Source organism: Halorubrum trapanicum, assembly GCF_002355655.1.
GTDB lineage: Archaea > Halobacteriota > Halobacteria > Halobacteriales > Haloferacaceae > Halorubrum > Halorubrum trapanicum_A.
This window is the reverse complement of record NZ_AP017569.1, coordinates 783,816-809,259: the sequence shown is the minus strand read 5'-3', so window position 1 is coordinate 809,259 and position 25,444 is coordinate 783,816. Positions and strand designations below refer to the sequence as shown.

Annotated in this window: 14 protein-coding genes, 1 tRNA gene and 1 pseudogene; 9 read left to right on the top strand and 7 right to left on the bottom strand. The window is 63.5% G+C overall.

All coding sequences use genetic code 11. From position 1 onward, the window contains the following. Positions 1-6: 6 nt before the first annotated feature. Complete coding sequence (locus tag CPZ01_RS03940; protein ID WP_096393533.1) at positions 7-1,350, top strand: alkaline phosphatase family protein; 1,344 nt, start codon at positions 7-9, stop codon at positions 1,348-1,350. A 95-nt stretch (positions 1,351-1,445) separates the two neighbouring features. Then, positions 1,446-1,955, top strand: coding sequence for a DUF7097 family protein (locus CPZ01_RS03935; protein WP_096393532.1), 510 nt, complete (start codon positions 1,446-1,448; stop codon positions 1,953-1,955). A gap of 46 nt (positions 1,956-2,001) precedes the next feature. Here the strand turns inward: CPZ01_RS03935 and CPZ01_RS03930 are convergent, their stop codons facing one another. Continuing rightward, the gene (locus CPZ01_RS03930) at positions 2,002-2,742 is read right to left on the bottom strand and encodes a hypothetical protein (RefSeq protein ID WP_096393531.1); all 741 of its coding nucleotides are present in this window, start codon (positions 2,740-2,742) and stop codon (positions 2,002-2,004) included. Between the two features lie 140 nt (positions 2,743-2,882). On the opposite strand from CPZ01_RS03930, the gene CPZ01_RS03925 reads away from it, so the two are divergent. The 4 genes from CPZ01_RS03925 to gltB all read left to right on the top strand — a co-directional run bounded on the left by CPZ01_RS03925 (position 2,883) and on the right by gltB (position 12,246). Next, positions 2,883-3,566, top strand: coding sequence for a DUF6517 family protein (locus tag CPZ01_RS03925; protein WP_096393530.1), 684 nt, complete (start codon positions 2,883-2,885; stop codon positions 3,564-3,566). Positions 3,567-5,572: 2,006 nt separating this feature from the next. Further along, positions 5,573-6,982, top strand: a complete 1,410-nt coding sequence (locus CPZ01_RS03920) for an ICP22 family protein (RefSeq protein ID WP_096396122.1) — start codon at positions 5,573-5,575, stop codon at positions 6,980-6,982. A gap of 112 nt (positions 6,983-7,094) precedes the next feature. Next, positions 7,095-7,262, top strand: coding sequence for an HEWD family protein (locus CPZ01_RS15340; RefSeq protein ID WP_172863927.1), 168 nt, complete (start codon positions 7,095-7,097; stop codon positions 7,260-7,262). A gap of 232 nt (positions 7,263-7,494) precedes the next feature. Continuing rightward, positions 7,495-12,246, top strand: a complete 4,752-nt coding sequence (gene gltB / locus CPZ01_RS03915) for a glutamate synthase large subunit (protein WP_096393529.1) — start codon at positions 7,495-7,497, stop codon at positions 12,244-12,246. Between the two features lie 24 nt (positions 12,247-12,270). Here the strand turns inward: gltB and CPZ01_RS03910 are convergent, their stop codons facing one another. Further along, positions 12,271-14,397 carry an ABC transporter ATP-binding protein gene (locus CPZ01_RS03910; protein ID WP_096393528.1) on the bottom strand — a complete coding sequence of 709 codons (2,127 nt, stop codon included), beginning with the start codon at positions 14,395-14,397 and terminating at the stop codon, positions 12,271-12,273. A 690-nt stretch (positions 14,398-15,087) separates the two neighbouring features. Here CPZ01_RS03910 and CPZ01_RS03900 point away from each other — a divergent pair. From CPZ01_RS03900 to CPZ01_RS03890, 3 genes are all read left to right on the top strand, one after another. Next, positions 15,088-15,660: an SRPBCC family protein gene (locus tag CPZ01_RS03900; protein WP_096393526.1), complete on the top strand. Its 573-nt coding sequence runs from the start codon at positions 15,088-15,090 to the stop codon at positions 15,658-15,660. 80 nt (positions 15,661-15,740) lie between these two features. Beyond that, positions 15,741-15,812, top strand: a tRNA-Ala gene (locus CPZ01_RS03895). A gap of 455 nt (positions 15,813-16,267) precedes the next feature. After that, the gene (locus CPZ01_RS03890) at positions 16,268-16,588 is read left to right on the top strand and encodes a hypothetical protein (RefSeq protein ID WP_096393525.1); all 321 of its coding nucleotides are present in this window, start codon (positions 16,268-16,270) and stop codon (positions 16,586-16,588) included. A gap of 24 nt (positions 16,589-16,612) precedes the next feature. Here the strand turns inward: CPZ01_RS03890 and CPZ01_RS03885 are convergent, their stop codons facing one another. From CPZ01_RS03885 to CPZ01_RS03865, 5 genes and pseudogenes are all read right to left on the bottom strand, one after another. Beyond that, positions 16,613-16,936, bottom strand: a complete 324-nt coding sequence (locus tag CPZ01_RS03885; RefSeq protein WP_096393524.1) for a hypothetical protein — start codon at positions 16,934-16,936, stop codon at positions 16,613-16,615. 1 nt (position 16,937) lies between these two features. After that, positions 16,938-17,102: a hypothetical protein gene (locus CPZ01_RS14955; RefSeq protein WP_157745923.1), complete on the bottom strand. Its 165-nt coding sequence runs from the start codon at positions 17,100-17,102 to the stop codon at positions 16,938-16,940. Between the two features lie 773 nt (positions 17,103-17,875). Then, positions 17,876-18,430, bottom strand: a pseudogene (locus CPZ01_RS15595) (restriction endonuclease); the annotation flags it as partial. Positions 18,431-18,438: 8 nt separating this feature from the next. After that, positions 18,439-21,840 (bottom strand): helicase-related protein, encoded by a 3,402-nt coding sequence (locus CPZ01_RS03870; RefSeq protein WP_231899204.1) that lies wholly within the window; start codon positions 21,838-21,840, stop codon positions 18,439-18,441. Further along, complete coding sequence (locus CPZ01_RS03865) at positions 21,840-25,232, bottom strand: Eco57I restriction-modification methylase domain-containing protein (RefSeq protein WP_096393522.1); 3,393 nt, start codon at positions 25,230-25,232, stop codon at positions 21,840-21,842. Before CPZ01_RS03865 ends, CPZ01_RS03870 begins: the two co-directional genes overlap by 1 nt. Positions 25,233-25,444 lie beyond the last annotated feature (212 nt).

Sequence of the window (25,444 nt, the reverse complement as noted above, 5' to 3'; positions counted from 1 at the left end):
GTGTGTATGGGCCTCTTCGACCGGCTGCGTGGGAGCGAGACGCCGCGGGTGGCGTTCATCGGGATCGACGGCCTCTCGTACCGGCTCGTCGCCGACAACCCCGAGACGTTCCCGACGCTGTCGGCGATCGCGGACGACGGCGAGGGCGGCGGGATCGACAGCATCGTCCCGGCGGAGTCGAGCGCGTGCTGGCCGAGCCTCACGACCGGGAAAAATCCCGGAGAAACGGGCGTGTACGGCTTTCAGGACCGCGAGGTCGGCTCTTACGACACGTACGTGCCGATGGGCCGCGACGTCCAGGCCCCGCGGGTCTGGGACCGCGCGACCGACGCGGGGTTCGACGCGACCGTGATGAACGTCCCCGTCACGTTCCCGCCCCAGCGGACCGTTCAGCGAATGGTCTCGGGCTACCTCTCGCCCGACCTCGACGCGGCCGCACATCCCGAAGAGCTCCGCGAGTACCTCACCGGCAGCGACTACCGCCTCTCGGTCAACGCGAAGCTCGGCCACAAGGAAGACAAGACCGCGTTCTTAGAACACGCCCGCGAGACCCTCGACGCCCGCGCCGCGGCCTTCGAGCGGTACGTCGAGCGCGACGACTGGGACCTCTTCGTCGGCGTCTTCACCGCTCCCGACCGCGTCAACCACTTCCTATGGGGCGACTACGAGGACGGCGGGACGTACCGCGAGGAGCTGCTCTCCTTCCACACCGCCTTAGACGACCACATCGGGACGGTCCGCGAGGCGCTCTCCGACGACGTCACGCTCGTCGTCGGATCGACGCACGGGTTCAGGCGGCTGCGCTACGACGTCTACTGCAACGAGTGGCTCGAACGTGAGGGGTGGCTCTCCTACGAGGACGACGGCCACGACGCGCTCGCCGACATCGACGACGCCCGCGCGTACTCGCTCGTCCCGGGCCGCTTCTACCTCAACGTCGAGGGGCGCGAGCCGGACGGGGTCGTCCCCGAATCCGAGTACGAGGAGAGGCGCGCGGAGCTGCGCGAGGCGCTGGAGTCGTGGACCGGCCCCGACGGGAACCCCGTCGCCGACCGCGTCGTCGACCGCGAGACGGTGTTCCGGGGCGACCACGCCGCCATCGCGCCCGACCTCGTCGTCCTCCCGAACGACGGGTTCGACCTCAAGTCCGGGTTCCGCCCGCACGACGAGGTGTTCGACCCCGACGGCCCGCGGACCGGGATGCACGCCTTCGACGACGCCGCGCTGTTCGTCGACCACCCGGACGCGACGGTCGAGGACGCCGACCTCCTCGACGTCGCGCCCACCCTCCTCCGCCTGCTCGACGTCGACTACGGCCGCACTGACTTCGACGGCGCCAGCCTCGTCTAACTGGCCGCGCCTCCCGCATCTCCCCCCACCCGCACCTCTCGCGTCTCCCCGCTCCGGCCGACCGAATTGAAGTGAGTCCGCCCCCACCGGCCGGTATGGAGCGCACTCCCGACGGGACTCCCGTCGGCGTCGACGACCCGTACGCGGTCGCCGGCGTCTGCGACCACCTCACCGACGACGGCCGGTGCCGCTCCGCGCTCACGCGCGCGGGACACGACCCCGAGTTCGCGGCCGCCCGACGCGTTGACGGATACGACTGTCACGTCGGCCCCGACCGCGAGTGGCACGCGTGCCCGCACTATCGGTCCACGACGGACGCGAAGGCCTGCTCCCGGTGCGGACTGGACGACGTGCGACTGGCCCACGACGACTCGCGGCCGCTCGTGGAGGAGCATCACCTCTCGTACGGCGGCGACGACGCTCACGAGATCACGGTCGGCCTCTGTCGCTGGTGTCACGCGAAGGTCCACAAGTCGATCGCTCGGATCGACGACGACGCGAGTCCGGCCCCCGAGGCGATCGCGGAACGCGAGCGCCGGCGGGAGACGGAGCGCTCGGCGTCGGCGTTCGAATCGGCCAGCGAGAAGTACGATTCCGAAGAGTAGTACGATTCCGAAGAGTAGTACGATTCCGAGGAGTGAACCGACCGAATCAGGCGTCGTCGGTCGGCCGGATCAGGTTCGCCAGCGCGACGAGCAGGCCGAGGAACCACCCGAGCGGCACCGAGATGCCGATCCACATCAGCACGTAGCCGAGCCCGGGGAGCCCCCACTGCTCGCCGAACGTCTCCAGGTCGAACGCGCCGCGGAGCGCCTCGTTGATCCCGCCCACCGAGAGGAACGTGTCGAGGATCCACCGCGCCAGCTCGTAGCTCGGCGGTAAGATTAGTTCCTCCAGCGTCGGCGTGACGAGCGCGGCGACGACCGGCGGTAAGAACAGCGCCGTCATCGCGAACGGGTACGCGAGCAGGACGCTGACGAACCGCCCGCCGACCTTCGAGAAGCCGGCCGCGAGCGCGGCCGAGACGACCGCCACCGTGCTGGCGGCGCCGACCGCGATCACCGCGTCGAACGGGAGTTGGAGGTGCGTGATCACCGTCAGCGTCCCCCAGACGACGGCGGCGACGAGCACGGCGCCGGCGACGCCGATGCGGGTGACCGCGGAGTCGAGCTTCGCCGCGTAGTAGCGCGTGGCGAACCCGACGAGCAGGAGCGGGTACGCGACCGCGACGAGCGGCGCGCCCAGCACCGCCCAGAGGTAGTAGCCGACCGACTGGACGGTCGTCTCGGGCTTCCACTTCCCGAGGACGGCGCTCGGGTCGAGCTGCCGCGGGAAGACCACCTCCATCCACGTCTCGTGGAGGCGAACCACGTCTAAGAAGAGCGCTTCCACCAGCCCGGTTTGTCCTCGACGTTCCATTTGCCTCACGTCGCGCGCGGCCCGACGTGAACTTTGTGCCTTCGGCTGCGGGGTTCTCGCGACTAATAGACGCGTCGATAGGCTTAAAGAACTGTGCAGACCTACCAGAACACATGAAACGACGTGGACTGCTCGCAGCCGTGGCCGCCTCGGCGTCCGTCGCGGTCGCCGGCTGCGCCGGCCAGGACGGGAGCTACGAGTTCGACGCGGAACCGGCGCGCGTCCCTGAGAGCGCGTACGCCGACTCCGAGTACAACGGACAGGAGCCGGAGTCGTTCAGCATCGACCGCGAGTTCAACGTCACGGGCGTGAACGCGAGGGTAACGGCGACGACGTGGATCGCCCGGTACGTCAACCCGACGACCCAGTCGGCGCTGTTCGTGGCGAGCACGCCGAACGCCTCGGTCGCCGGCCAGTCGGTCAATCCCCTCGTCCGAGTGGAGGGTGCGGACCTCATCCGCCAGCTCCTCAACCAAGTCACTCAGCAGGGCGTCGGCGGCGGCAACGCCGACATCCAGACGGACGATATCGAGTCGCGCGGCGAGCAGACCCGGACGATCCTCGGCAAGGAGACGACCGTCTCGAAGTTCGAGACGACGGTCAGCGCCGACGTCGAAGGCTCGAACGGGCAGAGCGGGTCCGTCGAGGACATCCCCGTCTTCCTCTATCTCGCGACCGTCCAACACCAAGCGGCCGACGCGGACAGCGAGGACGTGATCGCGCTGGTGGGACTCCATCCGGTCCAGGTCGATCAGTCCGAACAGCTGCTCGCGATGATGGAAGCAGTCGAACACTGACCGGCTTCGGCGACCACTCAGTTCCCGCCCTTCCGCTCGGTCCTTTTCCGGATTCACTCCGGTGAACCAGCTTGTATCACTCCTTCATGCGGTGCCGCAGTCTTGCGATTATTTCTCCGAACGGAAGCTTTCACGTCCGTAAGCCATTTATAAGCGATCGACCCGAGTGAGAGATCCCGCGGTGTGACAAGAGCCGCTTCGCCGGGCCGGGCCGACTACCGACGTCGCGCTGCCCCGAGAGCGATCGCTCTGGCATCCGTGGCTCGTTCGCTATGATCCAGACGCGATCGCTTCGATGGCTGTGGGCCGGTATCGTGATCTGTGTCGTGGTGGGTGCTGTTGTTCTATTATTGGGAGTGAGCACAGTCGGAGCTCAAACTCACGATTACAAACCTATTTTAAATGAAACTGGTAACCCAAACCCTATTCGAATAGACAAATCTAGACAAAATATCAGCAATATTGAAATATTACTCTCAAACCAGACAAACACCGCCAGCAAAATCAGATTATATGTGAATTTAGGTAGTATTGAGTCAAGAGGGGTCAACACATCCTCAGCCTCATTGTCCATTATAGATATTCAAAATGGGTCTGTAATTAATACTACCCTGGTAGAATCTGCGAATAGAGAGCTTCTAACAGCAACTATACGTCCAAATGGATCACCCCGCTCAATACAGATTGACTCCGCTCAAATATCCGGAATAGATACAAGTAATGCTCAGAAATCAATCAATTTGGATTATAATATCACTATTACAAATGGCACTGATTATTCTTCTACAGAAGCCACGGAGGCAAAGAGTACAGATTCATTCAATATAATTGATGGTTCAATTGAGATTCATGATCAAGCAACTGGTTCTCCTCAACTACACAGAGACATTCGAACAACTATCGGCATAACGGTTAGCGATCTCAGCGGCAACACAAACTCAACTCTTTTCATTACACGTGGAGATAACAATGAAATAATTGGAATCCGACAACTCCCCAAAAGTGTGCTTAAGACAAAAGAAACCGTTTCTGTTGGTACATCCTACCCGGGGGGTGACGTTAGAGGATTTCTGATTGCGAACTCTACTTCCGGGACTTCTGATCACGGTATTGGAGACTTTCTTCCTACTAACATGACCGATTCAGCGTTGTCAGCAGATAAAGGACGGATAGTAAATGCTGGTATTGAGTTTGCTAATCTTTCATATGAAAACCCACAATCAGATAGTATCACAGTCCCTAGCGCTAAAGTTTCTGATACAATTGCGGACGAAACCCCATTTTTGGTTTCATTATATCCTGTCAATTCAACTAGATATATCCGACATAACGAGGTTGTTGCTAATTCAAGAGTTCTAACTGGATGGAATAAAGATGTTAAACTCTATTTTAATACTACAAGTGATAAAAGTGGTATTCTCCGAAGTAATCGCTATGCGGCGGCCATACAGCTAGCACGTGGACATAGCGTTGGAGATTGGATTTCTCCAAAAGATTCTGAACTATTACGAAACTCTGATCTAAATAAGCACTTTGTTTCTGATGGTGTCGCAGATGCTGGCGTGATCTCAATAGACTCTATCCGCACAAATGGATCCAGCTCAGAGGGTGTTCAAATTAAGCGCAATCAATCACTGGAAAAACCTGTATACTCTGGTCAAATGGTCAATTTTAATTCTTCTCTAAATGCGGAAGGAGTTGAGTTACACAGACTAAACGAGGACAACACGACTCGCGTAGTGTCTGTGGGAACTCGATTAAATAATTCAGATCAAGTCGGGTATAATACGTCACTGCTCTCTTCCGGTACATACTATATTCACTCAAGAAGGGGAAACTCAGAAAATTTCCAGATTATTGGAGACGAGAGAAAAGAAATCTCCCTAAGCGATATCTCAAACCAAGCTATGTCTGGAAATCATATCAGAATCTCTCTGTCTCATCGTGTACCAGACTTGGAGCTGATATTCTCTAATACGAGTAATAATACCACTACAACACTCGAACTGACAACCACCGAAACGGGTCCGACACCAGTCACGGTCAACACGTACGTCTCGCCCGAATCCCCATCGGAGTTCGTCACGACCGGGTCCGGAATCGGCGTCGAATCGGTCACTGGAGATACCGCTCCGCTCTCGCCCGGGACGTACGACCTCACGCTGCGGTCGGAGCACGGCACCGAGGTCGCCAACGACACCGCGACGGTCACCGTTGAACCTCGCTCGACGGGCAACTTGACCGCGTACACCACTCGGGCGGTCGCTCCCGGCGGTTTCGGGAACGCGACCGCGGTCAGAGGGGCGATCGCCGACGGAACGCTCACGCCCGCGACGACCGCGACCGCGAACGACACCGTCGTGTACGCCGTGAACGCGACCGGGCTGACGGGCCTGCCGGCGGCCGCGAACGCGTCGCTGGAGCGAGGTGCGGACCTCGACCGCCTCGACGGCCTCTCGTTCGGAGTGGCGCCGACGGAGACGGACGACGGCAACGAGTCCACCGACGGCGACGCGCTCGGTCGAACACCGAACGAATCCGCGGTCCACCTCGACCGAGAGGGGCTGTACCTCGTCGCCGACGGCGAGCGCGCGTTCGGTACCGAGACGCTCCCCGAACCCGGCGCGACGTTCGAGGCCGGGTTCCGGGTCGACGACGACCGACTGCGTCGGACCGCGGCCGACGACCGGCACCGCGCGACGACTGATCTGACCTACGGCGCCGCCGATCCGACGAACGGGGGTACGGACGCGGCGACCGACGACGACTCGACCGAAGCGGGCTCGTCCATCGATTCGGAGGTGTCGGGCTCACCCGGGGCGGTGGACGGTTCCGGTTCGATCGCCGGCGGCGGTTCGGCCGCCAGCGGCGATTCGACCGGTGGCGGTTCGACCGGCGGTCCGAGCGGATCCGGAGGGGCCGTCGGTCCCGCCGGCTCGGCCGGCACCGGTAACGTCACCGACGCGGGCGGTTCGGGTTTGCCCGAAGGGCCGCCCGCGTCGGACGCCGACCGATCGGGGCCTCGTCCGGGGATGGGTATCACGATCGCTCCGGGGGACACGGCGATCCCGCCGTCTGCGGGGCCACCGGAGCTCGTCGGTACCGGCGGGCCGGAACGCGGATCGAACGGTGCCGCGGCGGACGGGTCCCGTCCGACCGACGGGCGGCCCGGCGACGACGCCGGGAGTGAGGGCGACGGCGGGACGTCAACCGCGTCTCCCGACTCTGCCGAACCGGGAGATCCGTCCGCGGCGAGCGATCGGTCCGCGGACGAGGCCGACGCGAGCGACCTCGGGTACGACGAGGCGCCGATCCGATCGACCGCGTACGACCTCCCCGGCTTCGACGCCGTCGCGTCGCTCGCGGCGGTGATGGGCGCGTCGCTGCTCGCTCGGCGTCGTGGACGCGGGTCGTGATCGCGATGGCGCGGTCGATCCGGAAGTCGCCGCCCGATCGGGTGTCACCGCGTGCGGTCACTCGCCGCCGATCGCCGGTATCCTTTTGCTCGCCGGTGCCGTTCGCTCGGGTATGAGCGTGACCATCACACCGCCGAAGGAGCGCACGTGCGAGCTGTGCGGGCGCGAGGAGCGGTGGGACGACGAGGCCGACGGGTGGCGGATCGCGGACGAGCCCGGCAACGTCTACTGTATCCACGAGTGGGACATCAACGGCTCGTTCGTCCCCCTCGAAGGGTAGCTCTCGACTGGACGTTCTACCACTCAGATCGAGATCTGTGAGACGCACACGGTAGATCCTGGGATAACACGTCAATCTGTGGCTCCGAAGCGGGGAACTCCTGATCGATCCCGTGGTGTGTGATCTTGTCACCACCCGTGATGAATAATTACCTTATATTCCCTAATGTGTGTACGATGGATCCTACCCCTATCAGGGTCATACCTTTAACTGTTCACTCGTACGCGAGTGTATGACCAAGTCACGTAGTACCACCCGGGGCGTACGCGACTCGGAGTCCTCGGGTCAGGAGGGGGGGCTCGCGGCGCCGACGGACGACCGATCGAACTGCGGCATCGGGGGAGTCGTCGACCTCGACGGCGCGCCGTCGCACGAGGCAGTCACGGACGCGGTCGAACTGCTCGAGAATCTCGAACACCGCGGGACGACGGGCGCGGAGGAGAACACCGGCGACGGCGCGGGGATCATGGTCGCGCGCCCCGACGAGTTCTTCCGCGAGGTCGTCGACGCCGACCTCCCCGAGGAGTACGCGGTCGGCTCCGTGTTCATGCCGCCCGAACCGGGCGTTCAGGCCGAGATACACGACGTCATCGCCGAGGTGTGCGCGGTCTACGGGCTGGAAGTGCTCGCGTGGCGCTCCGTTCCCACCGATAACAGCGACCTCGGCGCCACGGCGCTCGACTCGGAGCCCGAGGTGTCGCAGGTGTTCGTCGCGCCCGTGGACGGCGCGGGGCTCGCCCAGCGGTTCACCAGCGAGGCGGACCGGTCCGACGACGTCGACCCCGACCTGCTCGGGTTCGACCGCGCGCTGTACGCCGCCCGTCGCGAGATCGAGAACGCCGTGTCCGACGTCGACGGCGCCGGCCGCTTCTACGTCTGTTCGCTCGACCGCCAGCGCGTCGTCTACAAGGGCCTGCTGAAGGGCTCGCAGCTCGACGGCTACTACCCGGACCTGACGGACGAGCGGTTCGCGAGCCACGTCGCCTTGGTCCACGCGCGGTTCTCGACGAACACGCTCGGCGCGTGGCACCTCGCGCACCCGTACCGCAACATCGTCCACAACGGCGAGTTCAACACGATCCGCGGGAACGTCAACTGGATGCGGGCCCGCGAGAACGACCTCGAACACCCGGCGTTCGGGGCCGAGCTCGACACGATCAAGCCGGTGATCGACGACCCGAACCAGTCGGACACCGCGAGCGTCGACAACGCGCTCGAACTCCTGCTCCAGACCGACCGCGACCTCCCGCACGCGCTCCGGATGCTGATCCCGGAGGCGTTCCGCGGCGACGACCTGATGGACGACGACCGCGCCGACTTCTACGACTACCACGCCTCGCTCGTCGAGCCGTGGGACGGTCCGGCCCTCGTCATCGGCTTCGACGGCGAGCGGGTCGCCGGCGTCTTGGACCGCAACGGGCTCCGCCCGTGCCGCTACGAGGTGACGACGGACGACCGCCTCGTCGTCGGCAGCGAGGTGGGCGCGCTCCCCACCGAGCCCGCCGACGTGCGGCGCCGCGGTCGGCTCCAGCCCGGCGAGATCTTCGTCGCCGACCCCGAGGCGGGCCGCATCGTCCCCGACGACGAGGTGTTCGAGGAGCTCACCGACGAGAAGTACGGCGAGTGGGTCGAGGACGGCCAGGTCGAACTCGACGCGCTCACCGACGAGGACGGCGTCGCGGCCGGGGTCGACGCCGACGAGGTCGCCGAGGCGGACGGCGAGACGGACGAGGCGGACGGCGAGACGGACGAGGCGGACGGCGAGACGGACGAGGCGGAACCCACCGTCCGCGCCCACCAGGCCGCGTTCGGCTACACGACCGACTCGCTGAACCACCTCGTGGAACCGATGGCGAAGGACGGGAAGGACCCGGTCGGCTCGATGGGCGACGACACGCCGCTGTCCGTGCTGGCCGACGTCGACCGCCCCCTCTTCACCTACTTCAAGCAGCTGTTCGCGCAGGTGTCGAACCCGCCGATCGACTACATCCGCGAGGAGCTCGTCACCTCGCTGGAGACGCGCATCGGCAACCAGCGCAACCTCCTCGACGAGACGCCCGAACACGCCGAGCAGATCGTCGCCGACACGCCGGTCCTGACCGACGCCGAGACGGCGGCGCTCCGCGACCTCCCTGGGCCGGGCGAGCGGAGTCCGGGCGATCGCCGCGAAAGCGACGACGGAACCGCCGACGGCCCCTCGTTCACCTCCGTGACCGTCGACGTCACCTACGACCGCGACGGCTCGCTCGTCGACGCCGTCACCCGGGTCCGCGAGGACGCCGCGGCGGCCATCGAGGACGGCGCCGACGCCGTCGTCCTCTCTGACCGCGGGGTCGGTCCGGACCGGCTCGCGGTGCCGAGCCTGCTCGCGACCGGCGCGGTCCACCACCACCTCGTCCGCAAGGGGCTCCGCAACCGCGCGGGCGTCGTCGTCGAGTCCGGTGAGCCGCACGAGGTTCACCACATCGCGACGCTCGTCGGCTACGGCGCGGACGCGATCGATCCGTACCTCGCGTACGCGTCCATCGCCGACGTGGTCGCCGGCCCGGACGGCGCCGACGAGGAGGAGGCGCTCGCGGCGTACCGGCACGCGCTGGAGGACGGCCTCCTCAAGACGATGGCGAAGATGGGCATCTCGACGATGGAGTCGTACCAGGGCGCCCAGATCTTCGAGGCGGTCGGGCTCGACTCCGAGTTCGTCGCCGAGTACTTCGAGGGGACCGAGATCCGCACCGAGGGAATCGGGGTCGAACAGATCGAAGACGACCTCCGCACGCGCCACGCGATGGCGTTCGGCGCGGACCCCGAACTGGAGACGATCGGCGAGTACGAGCACCGTTCCTCGGGCGTGAAGCACGGCTGGAACCCCCAGACGGTCGGCACGCTCCAGCAGGCGGTCCGCGGCGGCGACTACGAGCAGTACCGCGAGTTCGCCGAGCTGGTGAACGACCAGACCGAGGAGCTGCAGTCGCTGCGCGGCCTCCTGGAGTTCGACTCCGACCGCGACCCGGTCCCGGTCGAGGAGGTCGAGCCCGTCGAGTCGATCGTCGAGCGCTTCTCGACGGCCGCGATGAGCCTCGGGAGCATTTCGCCGGAGGCCCACGAGAACAACGCGGTCGCGATGAACCGGCTCGGCGCGAAGTCGAACACCGGCGAGGGCGGCGAGCCCCCGGAGCGGTTCGACACCGAGAAGGAGTGTACGGTCAAGCAGGTCGCCTCGGGGCGCTTCGGCGTCACCTCGGAGTACCTCGCGAGCGCGGAGGAGCTCCAGATCAAGATGGCGCAGGGGTCGAAGCCCGGCGAGGGCGGCCACCTCCCCGGGAAGAAGGTCAACGAGATGATCGCGCACGTGCGGTGTTCGACCCCCGGCGTCGGGCTCATCTCGCCGCCGCCCCAGCACGACATCTACTCGATCGAAGACCTCAAGCAGCTCATCTTCGACCTGAAGGCCGCGAGCCCCGAGGCCGACGTCAACGTGAAGCTGGTCTCGGAGGCGGGAATTGGCACCATCGCGGCCGGGGTCGCGAAGGCGAACGCCGACGTCGTCCACGTCTCCGGCCACGACGGCGGCACCGGCGCGTCACCGAAGACCTCGATCAAGAACGCCGGCCTGCCGTGGGAGCTGGGGCTCGCGGAGGCGAACCAGATGCTCCGCGCCACCGGCCTGCGCGACCGGATTCGCGTCTCCGCGGACGGCGGCCTGCGGACCGGTCGCGACGTGGCGGTCGCGGCCGCGCTCGGCGCCGAGGAGTACGTCTTCGGGACCGCGTCGCTCGTCACGTCGGGCTGCGTGATGGCCCGGCAGTGCCACGAGAACACCTGCCCGGTGGGCGTCGCCACCCAGCGCGAGGACCTCCGGCAGCGGTTCCCCGGCCAGCCGGACCACGTCATCAACTACATGACGTTCATCGCCCAGGAGCTGCGGGAGATCATGGCCGAGCAGGGGTACACCGAGCTCGAGGAGTTCATCGGCCGCCCCGAGCTGCTCACGCAGCGGGAGACCGACCACGAGAAGGCGAAGCACCTCGACCTCTCGGCGGTCATCGCCGAGCCCGCCGGCGAGGCCCGCACGAAGGTCCGCGAGCAGGCCCACGACGGCATCGACGACCTGCTCGACTGGGACCTCATCGACGAGGCCGCGCCCGCCATCGAGGACGGCGCGCCGGTCGCGCTCACCCGCGACATCAGAAACGTCGACCGCGCGGTCGGCGCGACGCTCTCGAACCGCGTCGTCTCCGAGCACGGCGGCGAGGGGCTCCCGGACGACACGGTCTCCTGCCGGTTCGACGGCGAGGCGGGACAGAGCTTCGGCGCGTTCCTCGCGCCCGGGATCACGATGGAGCTGTCTGGCGCCGCCAACGACTACGTCGGCAAGGGGCTCTCCGGCGGCCGCATCGTGATCGACACGCCTCCGGAAGCGGCGTACGACCCGACCGAGAACGTCGTCGCGGGCAACGTCTGTCTGTACGGCGCCACCGCGGGCGAGATGTACGTCAACGGCGTCGCGGGCGAGCGGTTCGGCGTCCGCAACTCCGGGGTCCGGGCGGTCGTCGAGGGCGTCGGCGACCACGGCTGCGAGTACATGACCGGCGGCGTCGTCGCCGTCCTCGGCGACACGGGGCGCAACTTCGCGGCCGGGATGTCCGGCGGCGTCGCGTACGTATACGACCCCGACGACCGCCTCGACGACCGCGTCAACCGCGGGATGGTGTCGGTCTCCGAGACGCTCGACGACTCCGACGAGCGGATGCTCCGCCGCCTCATCGAGAACCACCGCGCGTACACCGACAGCGAGCGCGCGGCCGACCTGCTCGACGACTGGGAGGCCGCGCTCGACGACTTCGTCCGCGTCTTCCCCGACGCGTACGCGGAGGTCATCGCGGAGGGCAAGGGCGCCGACGTCCGCGAGGAGCCGCCCGCGCCCGCCGCCGCGGTGCCGGACGCCGACGCCGACGCGACCGGACAGGCGTCGAGCGACGACTGAAGGTCTGAAAAAAGCCGCCCGCCGTCAGTCGAGCGTCTCCGAGTCGACCTCGCTCTCCGCGGTTGCCCGCTCGACCGCGCGGTCGACGTGGCGCTCGCGGGCGCGCTCGACGAACTCCTCCGGTAGCTCGTCTATCTCGCCGGCCTGAACGCCCCACAGCTTCGCGTAGAGGCCGTCCGCGGCGAGCAGCTCGTCGTGGGTGCCGCGCTCGACGACCTCGCCGTCCTCCAACACGAGCGCGGTGTCGGCGTCGGTGACCGTCGAGAGGCGGTGCGCGATGACGAAGGTGGTCCGGTCGGCCGCGAGGCGGTCGAGCGAGCGCTGGATCAGCATCTCCGTCTCCGTGTCGACCGCCGAGGTCGCCTCGTCGAGGATCAAGATTGCGGGGTCCTGAAGCACGACCCGTGCGATGGCGAGCCGCTGGCGCTGCCCGCCCGAGAGCTTCACGCCGCGCTCGCCGATTCGCGTCTCGTAGCCGTTCGGCAGGGAGGCGATGAACTCGTGGGCCTCCGCGGCCTTCGCGGCCTCGATAACCCGCTCGCGGACCTCGTCCTCGTCGAGGCTGTCGCCCTCGTCGCCGTCCTCGTCGATCCGCGTGAACCGCCCGTAGCGGATGTTCTCGGCGATGGTGCCGTCGAACAGCGTCGTGTCCTGCGCGACGTAGCCGACCGACGAGCGGAGGCTCTCGACGGTTACGTCGCGGACGTCGTGGCCGTCGACCCGGATGGCGCCGTCGGTGACGTCGTACAGCCGGAGGAGGAGCTTCAGTAGCGTCGACTTGCCGGCGCCCGTCGGACCGACGAGCGCGACGGTGTCGCCGGGGTCGGCCGTAAAGGAGACGCCGCTGAGGACCTCCTCGTCGGCGTCCTCGGGGTCGACGAGGGCGTTCTCCGGGTACGCGAACGAGACGTCGTCGTACTCGACGGCGCCGGCGACGCCGCCGTGGTCGGCGGTCGCGCCGTCGTCGCCCGAGCCGCTGCCGCCGTCAGGGCCGCTTCCGCCGTCGGCGGCCGCTCCGTCGCCGCCGCCGCCCCGGCCCCCGCCGCCGAGTTCGATCGCGTCGTCGTCGTCCTCGATGCGGACCGGGATGTCGCGCAGGCCGAACACGCGCTCGCAGGAGGCCTTGGCGTTCTCGTACTGGTCGATGATGTTCGACACCTCCGCGAGCGGGGCGACGAACTGCTGGGTGAGGAGGACGAAGGTGACGAACGTCCCGACCGTCAGCTCGGTCGTGAACGGGCCCGGCGGGCCGTTCGCGAGCCAGAAGCCGCCGACCGCGAAGGTGGCGGCGAACGCCAGTCCGGCGAGCAGCTCCATCCCGGGCCGGTAGACGTAGTTGAGCCGGAGGATCGACATCGTGCGCTTGAAGTACGAGAACGAGGCGTCCTCGACGCGCTCGCTCTCGTGGGCCTCCGTGTTGGAGGTCTTCACCAGCTCGACGCCCGAGAGTGCGTTTTCGAGCGCGGTGTTCAGGTCGCCGACGACGGAGCGCTGCGCGACGTACCGCGGCTCGACCGCGCGCATGAACCAGAGCGTGAAGAGGAACATGAGCGGGACCGCGGCGAGCGTGACGACCGCGAGCTCGTAGTTGTAGTAGACGAGGACGCCCGCGATTCCCACGAGCATCACGCCGAGGCGCGCGGAGTTCTGGAGGGCGTTGTCTAAGAAGACCTCCAGGTTCGAGGCGTCGTTGTTGAGGACGGACATGACCTCGCCGGTCTGTTTGTCGTCGAAGAAGGTCATGTCGAGCCGCTGCATCTGGTCGAAGGAGTCGGTGCGGACCGCGTGCATCACGCGGTGCGCGAAGTTGTTCGCGGCGATGCCGTAGACGTACGTGAACACGCCCGTCACGATGAACGACCCGAAGATGAGCAGCACCGAGAGGCGGAACTGTGCGCCCGCCTCGGTGGGGAGCCACGCGTCGGGGACTATCGGGAGCGTGTAGGGGCCGGAGCCGGTGAAGACGGCGTCGATGGCGACGCCGAGGACGACCGGCGGGATCAGCCCCGCGACGCGGGCGACGACGTTGGCGGCCATCCCGATCACGAGCCAGTGGGCCTCCGAGGCCCCGTACTCGCGGAACAGTCGGCCAAGGGGCCGATCCACCCGATCGCGGTACACTTCGAAGGCGTTGCGCTCGTCGGCAGCCATAGGCGTACGAGCGCCGGAGGCCCCATGTATCCGGCGGCTTCGGCGGCCCGTTCCGGGTTCCGACGATCGCGGTACTCGACCCGCTGATCACTTATAAAGAACAACCGAGTGCGGTGGCGCGTGCCGACGAGCGCCCGGAGGGCGCGAGTCGCACGCGCGAGGGAGTCGGGCGCGACGAGGGCGACCGAAGGGAGCCCGAAGACGCGCCCGACGAGGCTGGGGAGGTGTGAGGTGCGGTTGCTGTGCGTTCCCGCGAGCGAAGCGAGCGGGAGCACGGAAGTCGCAGCCCGCGCAGCGAAGCGAGCAGGAACGTCTTCCGGAGGGGCGGGACGCAAAGGGGCAGCCGGGAGGGCGGCGCAGGCGACGCAAGCACTGGAAGGAGCGAACGGAGTGAGCGACTGAAGCGCGCAGCGAGCGTGCGCCGCCCTCCCGGCTGGGGCTTTGGCGGTATTCTCCGTCGAGCTGCGATCAGCTATTTATAAGCGAGCGGCTGGGGCTTTGGCGGTGTTTGCCGCCGATCCACCGTCGACCATTTATAAGCGAGCAGCTGGGGCTTTGGCGGTGTTCGTCGTCGCTCCGCGACCAGCCATTTATACCCGAGCGGTCGAGGCCGGGATAGCGACCACCACAGAGATATTGAACGAGTACCGTCGCCGGTCCGTTTAATAAGCGCCGCGCGAACTCGGGTACGTGGACGAACTCGTCGTGAGTACGGAGGTGTACGCCGATCCGGAAGCGGTGTACGAGTTCCTGCTCGATTTCCCGCGGTACGCGAACTACTCCGAGTACCTCCGAGAGGTCCGAACCGTCACCGGCGACGGCGGCCCCGGGACCCAGTACGCGCTCACGTTCGCGTGGTGGAAGATTTCCTACACCGCCCGCTCGGAGGTGACCGGCGTCGAGCCGCCCGAGCGGATCGACTGGGAGATCACGAAGGACATCGACGCCGGCGGCTGTTGGCGAGTGACGCCGCCCGAGAGCGTCGAGGGCGACGAAAACGACGACGACGACGCAGACGCGGACGCGGACGCGACCGACGACGCCCCCTGCGAGGTCGCGCTCGAAGTCGCGTTCGACCCCGGGTCGGCCAGCTCTGACGCGCTCGACCTCCCGCGGCTGGTCTCGTTCGACTGGGTGTTGAAGAAGGCGATCCCGCTGATCAGAGACGAGGCCGAGCGCGTCGTCGAGCGCGCGGTTCAGGACTTAGAGGGGTCGACGCGGGACGTCGACCTCGACGTGTACGTCGACTCCGACCGGATCTGAGCGCGGGTGGAGCGCGACCCCGTCGGTCCGCGATTCGAAGCCCTTAAGATATTCACCGCGGAACGAACGAATGCGTTCGCGGGCTCGTAGATCAGTGGTAGATCATCCCCCTGGCACGGGGAAGGCCCGGGGTTCAAATCCCCGCGAGTCCATTCGGCTCCCTCCGGTCGCCTCATTCCCTCGCGTGGTCCCACTCGCTCACTCCGTTCGCTCGCGGGACCCCCGCGAGTCCACTCCGATTGCTCTCTCGTAGCCGTCGTTCTCAAACGACAGCGGACACGTTCCGGTATTCGAGAGTGCTTTTATTGTATCTCATATTTCATTTGGCCTATGGGGTATCCAGTATGCCCGCGTTGTGGTAGTCAGGATACGAAAGGACTTACCCTGAGGAGCGGGAGAAAGTGTTTGAACTGCGGGAACAAATTCAAGTCCTGATCCGGCTGCGGCCCCACTCGTCGAACGTCCAACCGTTTCTTCGTACCGGAGTCGTTGGTGTCTCCTTGGCTCTGCTGATCGCGAGCCCCTTGTCTCTGTATCAGCGAGATGTACCTCCCAGGCCCGCGCGGACGAACGCTAAAGTGGAATCGCGAGAGACGCCCAGTCGACCGTGTTGACCGACGCCGAGGAACGGCTCGTCGAGGAAGTCGTAGCGGTGGGCGAGGTCATCGAGCGGGACACGTTCGAGTTCATGACCGAGGAGGGCCTGTCCGCCGAAGAACTCCGGATTCTCGGGGGCGACGGAACCGCCGAAACGGCCATCGAGCGCTTGGAAGCGAAGGGGCTTGTCACCACCGAGCGGGTCGAGGAGATCGTGCGCGACAGCAGTTCCATAGACGATTCGCTCGCCATCCCCGGAACGGAGTTCGAACGCGTCGAACGCCGGTACGTCTACTTCACCGAGGAACTCGAAGCGGCATACCGGGAGTAGGCGACCGACTCGCCTTGGTCCCGACTACCCGCGCGTGTCGTCGACAGTCTCGTCGCGGGTGTCGTCGACGGTCTCGTCGCGCAGCTCGGACCTGAGCACCGCCGTGAGCGTCTCGTCCGAGTCGCCGTTGTCGGCGGTCCCGCTCGACGAGGGATCGAATCCCGGGTCCGGATCGGGCTGATACTCCTCTCCGGGCACGGGTTCACGAGACATCTTCTCGCGCCGTATCTGGTCGAGCGCATCCGTGACGAACGGCGTCTGGGCAGAGCTTTTCAGCTCCGCCTCGGCCATCGTCAGCTGGTAGTCGCTCGCGGTCCGGATCTTCTCGCTGAGGTGGGGGTCGAGCATCTCACTCCGCGCCGATCGAGAATTTGAAGCCGCAGTTCGAGCACGACGTGGTGAAGTTGTACGTGCTGATGTTGCGCGATACGCCGGTGATCTTCGCGCCCTTTTCCGGAAGCGTGCCACGGGTGTCTTCGCCGCAGTTCGGACAGGCGACGTTCGTCGTCGGCATACGCGCGACAGTTGCCGCGGCGATCACAAGTATTCTCGGACCGTGACGGGTCGGCGGGGCGACGCGGGGCAGTAAGCGAGCGCTCGCGGAACACGCTCGACCAAATCGGCGCGCCCTCGCTTCGCTCGGTCGCGTCCGACCGGTCCTGTCGCTCAGTACAGGAGTAGCGGTGAGCGATAATGGGAGTAGTTGTTGGCGGTCGGCGACAGCGATTCGATATTTAAATAGTCGTGAGCGGAGGCGACGATTGTTTATAAAGAACTAGGCGGTGGCGCGCCCCGGTGAGCGGCCGTCAGGCCGCGAACCGACGGTGCGAGGGAGTCGCTGGCGGCGGCCGCCGCCAGCGACGAGGCTGGGGAGGTGTGAGGTGCTGTGCGGTGCGGGGCGGGACTCAAAGGGGCAGTCGCCGGCGGCGGAGCCGCCGGCTGCCCGTGGCGCGTAGCGCCACGCTGCCGCGAGGGCGAAGGCGCGCGACGTAAGCACCGAGGCGCGTGGTTCGAGAGAGCGAAGCTCTCTCGTCATCACGAGACGCCTTCGGCGTCTCGAACGACAGCGAGCGCACCGAGCCCTCGCGGCTGGGGCTTTGGCGGTGTTTACGGTCGCTCAATGGTCGATCATTTATAAGCGAGCGGCTGGGGCTTTGGCGGTGTTTACGGTCGCTCAATGGTCGATCATTTATAAGCGAGCGGCTGGGGCTTTGGAAGAGTTCACCGCGGCAACGCCGCCCACTTATAAAAGCGCGACCTCGCTCCGCTCGATCGCGTCGACGCCCCCTACTCCGCGACCGCCTCTTCGACGATCTCGATCTCCTCTTCGGTCAGGTCGTAGAGCTCGTAGACGATCTCGTCGATGAGGCGGTCCGTCTCCGCGATCTTCGCGTCGAGTTCGTCGGCGCGTGCCTTCGTCTCGACGTAGCGCCGGAGGTCGTCGGCCACGTCGTCGGGGTCGGGCAGCGTGATCGCCTTCAGGCGGTCGACGAGCGAGTTCGTCTTGGTGGCGTTGTCGCGGAAGCCCGCGATCTCGTCGCCGACCGCGACCGGGACGAACGCGGCGACGAGCGCGGCCTCCGCCTCCGAGCAGTCGACGAGCGTGAACGCCTCGACGAACTCCGTCTCGGTGTAGCCGTACGTGTCGGTCTCGTGGGCGTCTTCGTCCTCCGGCTTGTACCGCGCCGTCGCGGAGATCGTGACGCTCGTCCCGTCGCGCTCGGCGCGCACGTCGCTGACGCGGAGCTTCTCGTACTCCTCGGTCGTCGCGTCGAGAACGTTCGACTCGCTCGGCTGGAAGAGCCCGACGTCGGGGAGGTCTGGGCCGTCCTCGTAGTGACCTGTACAGGCTATTCTTCCGGGGAGAGCTGTCCTGCGAGCGCGACGTCGGTTCCGCTCACAGTCTCGGGATCAACGAGTTCGATCTCTTCCGTTAGTTTATGATGGAGTCGCTGAACTGTGCCATTGGTTCCATACCGACGACGGCGACGGTAGATCGTTCGCAACTGATTTTCGGCCCAATCGCTCATCTCGCGTTCGTGCAATAAGTCCACGATCTCAGCAGCTTTGTCGCTGATATCCTCATCGCTTTCCGCTAAGCTCCGGCATAGCTGCCTGATGTTCGTGATGACATCGCTTTGACCGGTCTGCCGGCTTAGGATGTCGTTCTCCCAAGTGCTTGGATTCCCTAATTCCTCGGTGAAATCACGCAGCTCGTCGAGGTCGTCTTCCGGGATCGCGTGTCGAGTCGTATCCGAGGACGCTATCGTTTCAAAGACCTGTACGTCATCTGTTTCGAGTCGAGGGAACTGGGTGAATATCGCTTGTCCGCCGATCATCGCTCGTTGTAGTCGATCCGAATCGAACACGGTCGTGCGCCACTCTGTGCGGCCACTACTGTGTTCGAGATGTGTGAGTGTGACGTAGTCGTTAGATTTCCCCGGTGTGGTGAAGTGTTGTGGCTCAGCGCGCGAATCGACGATCTCTCGGGTTTTTCGAAGTTCCTCGATACCGACCTCGTTTTCCTCACAGAACGATCGAACCGTGTTTCTGAGATCGTCGTACTTGGACCCGATCCCTTCTAACCGCTCGTCACCGAACTCGTCTCCACCGTCTTCGAGACGCTCGTAGGTGATAAGCGTCTTGTGTACCTGTTCTTCGGCACTGTCTAAAATGGGTGCTGCGTGTCCGAATGTACTGGCGATATCTCGGATCTTCTCTTCGATCCGCTCGATAAGTCCCAACTGCCTCCGCAGATCGCCGGTCGGTGCGAAGTTGTAGATCCAGAGCGCGTCGTGTCTCGTCGTGATGCGGTCGATCCGGCCGATCCGCTGCTCCATCTTCATCGGATTCCAGTGTAGATCGTAGTTGACGAGGACGCGCGCGTCCTGGAGGTTCTGTCCGACGCCGAGCACGTCGGTGGCGAGGAGGATGTCTATCTCCTCGTTTTCGCCGACATCTGCGTCTTGTGCTTCCGGTGCGAACTGCTCGACAATGCGCTCGCTGTACCCGCTTCCGCCGTGTACATAGCCGACGGTCGGACCCCCCGGCCCTTCGCCAATGGTCGCAACTTGCGTGTGGGCCGGATTTTCGCCGGTGACCTGCTCGAAGAGGTGCGTGACCGTCGGCACGTACTGACTGAAGAGGATCACCTTCTCGCCGGTGAGTTCCCGATCGATCAGTAACCGAAGCCGCTCGGCTTTCGCGTCCCTCGTTCGGCCTCCCTCGTCGGTTTGGAGTGCGTCTCGGGCCTGTTCTCTGATCCGTTCGAGAACGGCGAGGTCCTCCTCGATGTCCGCGACGATCTCCTCGCGCTTGTCGGGACTCACTTGCGTGATCGCTTCGGCGACGTCCTCGAAGTCGATGTCTCGCGTGAAGTCCTCGTCGAACGTGTCCCGAATCTGTTCGACGGCGTCATGTCGAGCGTCGGCGTCCTCTAAGTCGCCCGTCGCGATGTGCCGGGTGATTCGCTCGCGTTCCATGAGCCGGTCGACGGAGTCCTCGAAGGCCGCGAGGCTGCTCTCAAGCCGCTTGAGGAGGTTGATGAGCATCAGGATGCTCGCGTTCTGATACTCGATGATCAGCTCCTCTTTCTCGTCGCCGTCTGCGTCGTAGCGGTCCGCGCTGACGTACGGGATGTTGAGCCCGGAGTCCTCGAACTCGTCCGTGCCGATCACAGCGTCAACGATGTCGCTGTACAGTTCGTCGAGGCGCGGGTCGTCCGGAGTTATCAGACGGGGCTGTCGCTCGGGGACGCTGATCTGCCGGCCGCCGATCGTGATGTCGTCGTAGTTGTCGAGGATGTACTTCCGGTCGCGCGAGATGATCACTTCGCGCATTATCGACTCGATCCGAGTTTCGAGTTCCGAGAGGCGGCGCGACTCCCCCGTCGTCTCCTCGTCCTCTTCGGTGTTGCCGGAGAGCCGGTCGTACTCCTTGAAGATCTCGCTGGGCGACATCCCGCCGAGTTCGATGTCGAAGTCGTCGTCGTCGGCGAACACCTTGATCAGGTTGTCCACGTCGCGGACGGAGTTGTGGATCGGCGTGGCGGTGAGCATCACGAACTTCTTCCCCTGCCGCCCGATCGACTGGAGCTTGTCGTAGCGCTGCGTGCCCGTGTTCCGGAGGTTGTGCGCCTCGTCGACAAGCACAACGTCCACGCCCCGGAACCGCTGTATCTCACTCTCGGAGAGCCGAGAGAGCTTGTTGAAGCTGATAAACGTCTTATCGGCGGTCGTGGGGAACTCGCCTGTCTCGGCGTCGAGGAGTTCGCGCTTCCACATCGGCTTGAGGCGGTTCGGCGCGATGATCAGCACCTCGTCGCGGGACGTCGTGGCGTCCTGAACGAGCGGCGCGCCGATGTACGACTTGCCGAGGCCGACGCTGTCCGCGAGGACGACGCCGTTGTACTTCTCCAGCGGGCGGCGCGCGGCGCGGAACGCGTCCTGCTGGAAGGCGGTGAGCTGTTCCTCGTAGTCGCCGGAAATGTCTTCGAGGAGGGTTCCCTCGCGGACGTCGCGATCGAACTGCTCGACGATGAAGCGCTTCGTCGCCTCGTAGGGCGAGATGGTCTCGACGGCGTCGACCTCGGTGTCGTCCTCGTCGTCTCCGTCGTCGCTCTCGTCGAGGTCGGGGAGGTCATCGCCGAACTGCGAGCGCTCGATGGCGGCGGTCATCAGGTCGGTGTCGAACTCGCTGGCCTCGCCCCAGATGTCGTCGAACCACTCTTCCAGATACCGGATCGTGGCGTTGTCCTTCTTCTCGACGTTGAGTTCGACGTTGCCCCGGAGGCCGCTGGGCGAGAGGTTCGAGGAGCCGATGATCGCGTGGCCGAGGTCGGGCGAGCCGGCGGGGTCCCTGAACAGGTAGAGTTTCGGGTGGAAGCGCGCGTCGTCGTACACGCGCACGTTGACCTTCTCCTCTTGGATGAGTTCGTAGAGGCGGCCGATTCCGTCTTCGGCCTCGGCTTTGTCGTACTCGTCGAGGTCGTCGGTGAACCCGCGCTCCAACTCCTCGATGGTGCGCTGGTCGGTGTCGGTGCCGACGAGGATTTCGACGTTGTCGACGCCGCGGAGGTTCTCTTTTAAAAGATCGAAGCCGCCGAGGAAGAAGTAGCCGACGGCGATTTTGACGGTGTCGGCCTCGCGTGCGAGGATGTTGGCCCGGTCGGCAACGTCGTAGTTCCGATTATCGAGGACGTCGGAGTAGTCGGACCAGTCAATGTCGTCTACGCTTCCCTGATCTTCAGTCATCAAATGGGGTTGTATTCTGCTTCAATTCCAAAGATGTCCTGAACTTGTTTATCGATCTTCTCCTGAATCTCGTTGAAGGAATTGTTTCCTTCGTCTTTCTTAGCTTGGATTGCGTCATCAACTAGTGAAACGAGTTCATCTCTCTCGTTTTTCGCAGGTATAGGAATTGGAATATTCCGCATGTCGCTTGCCTGTACATTAACTGTATGGTTTATAAAGTTGTCCAGCAAGTACTTACAGAAATTTGAATTGAGGATCCCTAGAAGATATTTTGGAGAGATTTGATCACCAATTGGGAGCATGAGAACACCGCTAGTATCAACAACAGAGTTGTTCACGTAACGCGCCTTTATTTTATACTCCCCAGTACCACCGCGAGAGGCGAAGAGCCCTTCTTGGAAATAATATCTGGGATCACGGAGCCGCCCATTACGATTTTCCTTAATTCGTTTGAGAGACTTCTTCGTCCACCGAAGATAAATTGATATTTCTTTATAGTAAATATCTTCCTTGTCTGATCCTTTCTCGTATGGGACCCACACTTTATCCCCATATGTGCCAGAGTCCACGCCGTTAAGACGCTCATTCTTGGTTAATTGTTCAGGATTCAGAATATGACTTGGTTTGATTACTCTACTCATCCATTTGTATTGTTCTTCGTTCTTCTCTACATAATCGAACGAATCTGTATTTCTTTCTTTTACTCTCTGTGCGGAATTACATCCATCAACGTATGCTAGAAATTCGTCATTGTTTCCGGTTACGAGTCCAACTCCACCGTAAGTTAACAACCCTAGGATGGATGTATCGCCTGGTTCTAATTCCTCCACGTGGGTGTCACGAATTTGATCCAGACTTTCTTCGAGAGCATCTGTATCATATATCTCATTTCTCCACTCCTCGACGAGTGAATTTATATTAGACATATAGTCAGAATATATCTTCATATTTGCTGTGTTAGGTATAAACAGCGATTTCTTTAATGTGTTATTGAATACCTTACTTGAGACAGCATATCCATGCGCAGATGTATCTAATTGTAGTTGATCAGTTGGTTTCTCTTCGAAGTTGACCGAGTCGAGGCCTGGTAATATACCAGTTATTAAGCTTCGATAATTTTCTATACCAGTCTCAGATGCGTCTATGTATGCAAATACCGAATCGCTTTCTGATGACGTTTTCTTGAGAGTAAATATCGCAGGACGTACTGAAGCATCAAATGTATCTGGATTTGCAAGTACCAAGTCCTGTAGCTGGTTTGATAAGAGAAGCTCACGCGTCGGCTGCTTGGATCCAATTGTCCGGAAAGTGTCACTTGTTATGTAAGAGAAGACTCCATCTTCGTGCGTTAGTTCCCATCCGCGAATTATGAATTTCTGATATAAGTCATAACGCATACCATCTATTCTATTATAAAAGTCATACTTCGAATCGTAGAAGTTTGCTAGTTCTGTCAGGTAATCCTGCTGTGACTGCCCCTCGTACGGTGGATTCCCGATCACGATGTCGAAGCCGCCGTCCAAGATGACCTCCGGAATCTTCGACGTCCACGCGAACGTCGACCCCGTCTCCTCGGCGACCTCGTTCATCCAGTCGTCGCCGCCCTTGACCGCGAGTTGGGTCTCCAACTGGCCGGTCAGGTCTTCGAGGCGCTCGCCGAGGTCGTCCTTCTCGTCGCCGTGGGCGGTCAGGAACTCGCTGCGCGTCTCGTGGATCTCGTCCAGCGTCGATTCGAGGCCGCCGGTGAGCGTCTCCTGATACGACCCGACGTCGATTCGCGTGGGGTCGTGCTCGCCGACGAGGCTGTTACCGACGAAGAACTTGAATCCGAGGTTGGGGAGAGCGAGCTCGTCGTTCCGGTCAAGGAACTCCTCGTGGGAGACGTTCAGGTCCTGCATCAGGTGGAGCCACACCCGAAACTTGCACAGCTCGATCCCGCCGGCGTCGATGTCGACCCCGTAGAGGTTGTCCGCGATGAACTCCTCTTTCCGCTCGAACCGGTCCGTCGCCTCGGAGTCGTCGCGAGCGTCGTCGACCGCCTCCGCGACGGCGACGAGCTCCTCTAACATCGCGATGATGAACGCCCCGCTCCCCACGGCCGGGTCGAGCACGCTCGCCGACCGCAGCGCGTCGTCGACCGCGTCCGCCTGCGCCGGCGTCAGCGACTCCGGCGCCGCGTGGTCGCTCACGAGCGAAACGACCTGATCGTGGGTGAGGTCAGTTTGCTGTAAGAGGTGCTGTTTGAGCGCGTTCTTCGTCATGTACGCCGTGATCGGCTTCGGCGTGTAGAACGCGCCCACCTCCGAGCGCTCGTCCTCCTGCATGAACATCTCGAAGATGCGCCCGATGAACTCCGGGTCGACCACCAGCTCCTGCTCGCTCGGATTCGACTCCCGCAGCGAGATCTTGTACCGACGGAGGAACCCCTTCGGCTCGCCCGACTCGTCCTCCTCGGGATCCAACAGCGCGTCGAAGAACGCCTCGTCGATTGTGACGTCCTCCTCGATGTGGCTCCGCTCGAAGAGCCCGCCGTTCAAGAAGGGAATCCGACCGAGGAACTCGTCGTCGGTCGTATCGGTGTTCGAGAGCGCCTCGAAGAACAGCGGCTCGAAGAGGTCGTGATAGAGGTGTTTGTCCGGGTCCCCCTTTGCGGCTTCGTACCGGTTCTCGACGTAGTCGACGTCGCCGTCGAGCCATCCCTTCTCCTCGATGAACATGAGGAACAGCACGCGGTTGACGACCGTGCGCGTGTAGGCGTTGAGGTTCTCGTCCGGATCTTCGAGGTCGTGAATCGCGTCCTGTAGCGTCCCCCGGAAGATTTCCCCGAACTCCTCGTAGAAGCTCCGCGTGATCTCTCGGATCGAGAACACGTCCTCGACGTCTCGTTCGAGGCTCGTTCGGCCCTGCCCCGACCCGACGGACAGCTCACCGAGAAAGTCGATATACGCCGGCTCGACGCCGAACCGCTTGACGGTGAAGTACTTGAGGTCGAAGGTGACTTCGACGTCTTCCGACGAGAGCTGCTCGTCGATGAAGAGGAATGTGAGACCGTCGTCCACCGGACTCGTGAGCGGATCCGGTCCGGTCCGGTATGCGATCACGGTAAACAGTTCGTCGATCGGACTCCCGTGACGCTTCAGCTGTTGCTTCAGGTCGCTGAACGACGCCGTATCGTCTGACCGTTCGAGTTCGATGTACCGGATAACGCCGTCGCCGTCGGCGTCGACGAGATGTGCCTCGTACCAGTCGTTTCGACCTCGATTCCGTTGGATGCCGTTCGGAACCTCGACGTACGACCCGTAGTTCATCCCGTCTGATTCGAGCAGATAACTGATGACATCCCCACCGTTTTCGATAGACTGGAGGGGCTCGATCGAGGTCCGAACAGACATGTTTCGTTGAACGGCAGTTCGCTGCATCGCTATTTATACTCTTGGCTGACTGCGAGGATCTGGCTGCGTGTCATTTCGCTGTGACGTGGCCCCGTCTTCGGTTATGGACCTACGCAAGCGAGCGGCTGAGATTTTCCCAGACCGAGACGGACCAGTAGCCAAAAAATGCCGACCACCGATCAAATCGGCTGCCGGATCCTCGCTCCGGTCAC

What these genes read in the sequence shown, in the direction of transcription:
- CPZ01_RS03940 (WP_096393533.1), top strand. Translation starts at nt 7, where the DNA reads ATGGGCCTCTTCGACCGGCTGCGTGGGAGCGAGACGCCGCGGGTGGCG.
- CPZ01_RS03935 (WP_096393532.1), top strand. Translation starts at nt 1,446, where the DNA reads ATGGAGCGCACTCCCGACGGGACTCCCGTCGGCGTCGACGACCCGTAC.
- CPZ01_RS03925 (WP_096393530.1), top strand. Translation starts at nt 2,883, where the DNA reads ATGAAACGACGTGGACTGCTCGCAGCCGTGGCCGCCTCGGCGTCCGTC.
- CPZ01_RS15340 (WP_172863927.1), top strand. Translation starts at nt 7,095, where the DNA reads ATGAGCGTGACCATCACACCGCCGAAGGAGCGCACGTGCGAGCTGTGC.
- gltB (WP_096393529.1), top strand. Translation starts at nt 7,495, where the DNA reads ATGACCAAGTCACGTAGTACCACCCGGGGCGTACGCGACTCGGAGTCC.
- CPZ01_RS03910 (WP_096393528.1), bottom strand. Translation starts at nt 14,397, where the DNA reads ATGGCTGCCGACGAGCGCAACGCCTTCGAAGTGTACCGCGATCGGGTG.
- CPZ01_RS03885 (WP_096393524.1), bottom strand. Translation starts at nt 16,936, where the DNA reads ATGCTCGACCCCCACCTCAGCGAGAAGATCCGGACCGCGAGCGACTAC.
- CPZ01_RS14955 (WP_157745923.1), bottom strand. Translation starts at nt 17,102, where the DNA reads ATGCCGACGACGAACGTCGCCTGTCCGAACTGCGGCGAAGACACCCGT.
- CPZ01_RS03870 (WP_231899204.1), bottom strand. Translation starts at nt 21,840, where the DNA reads ATGACTGAAGATCAGGGAAGCGTAGACGACATTGACTGGTCCGACTAC.
- CPZ01_RS03865 (WP_096393522.1), bottom strand. Translation starts at nt 25,232, where the DNA reads ATGTCTGTTCGGACCTCGATCGAGCCCCTCCAGTCTATCGAAAACGGT.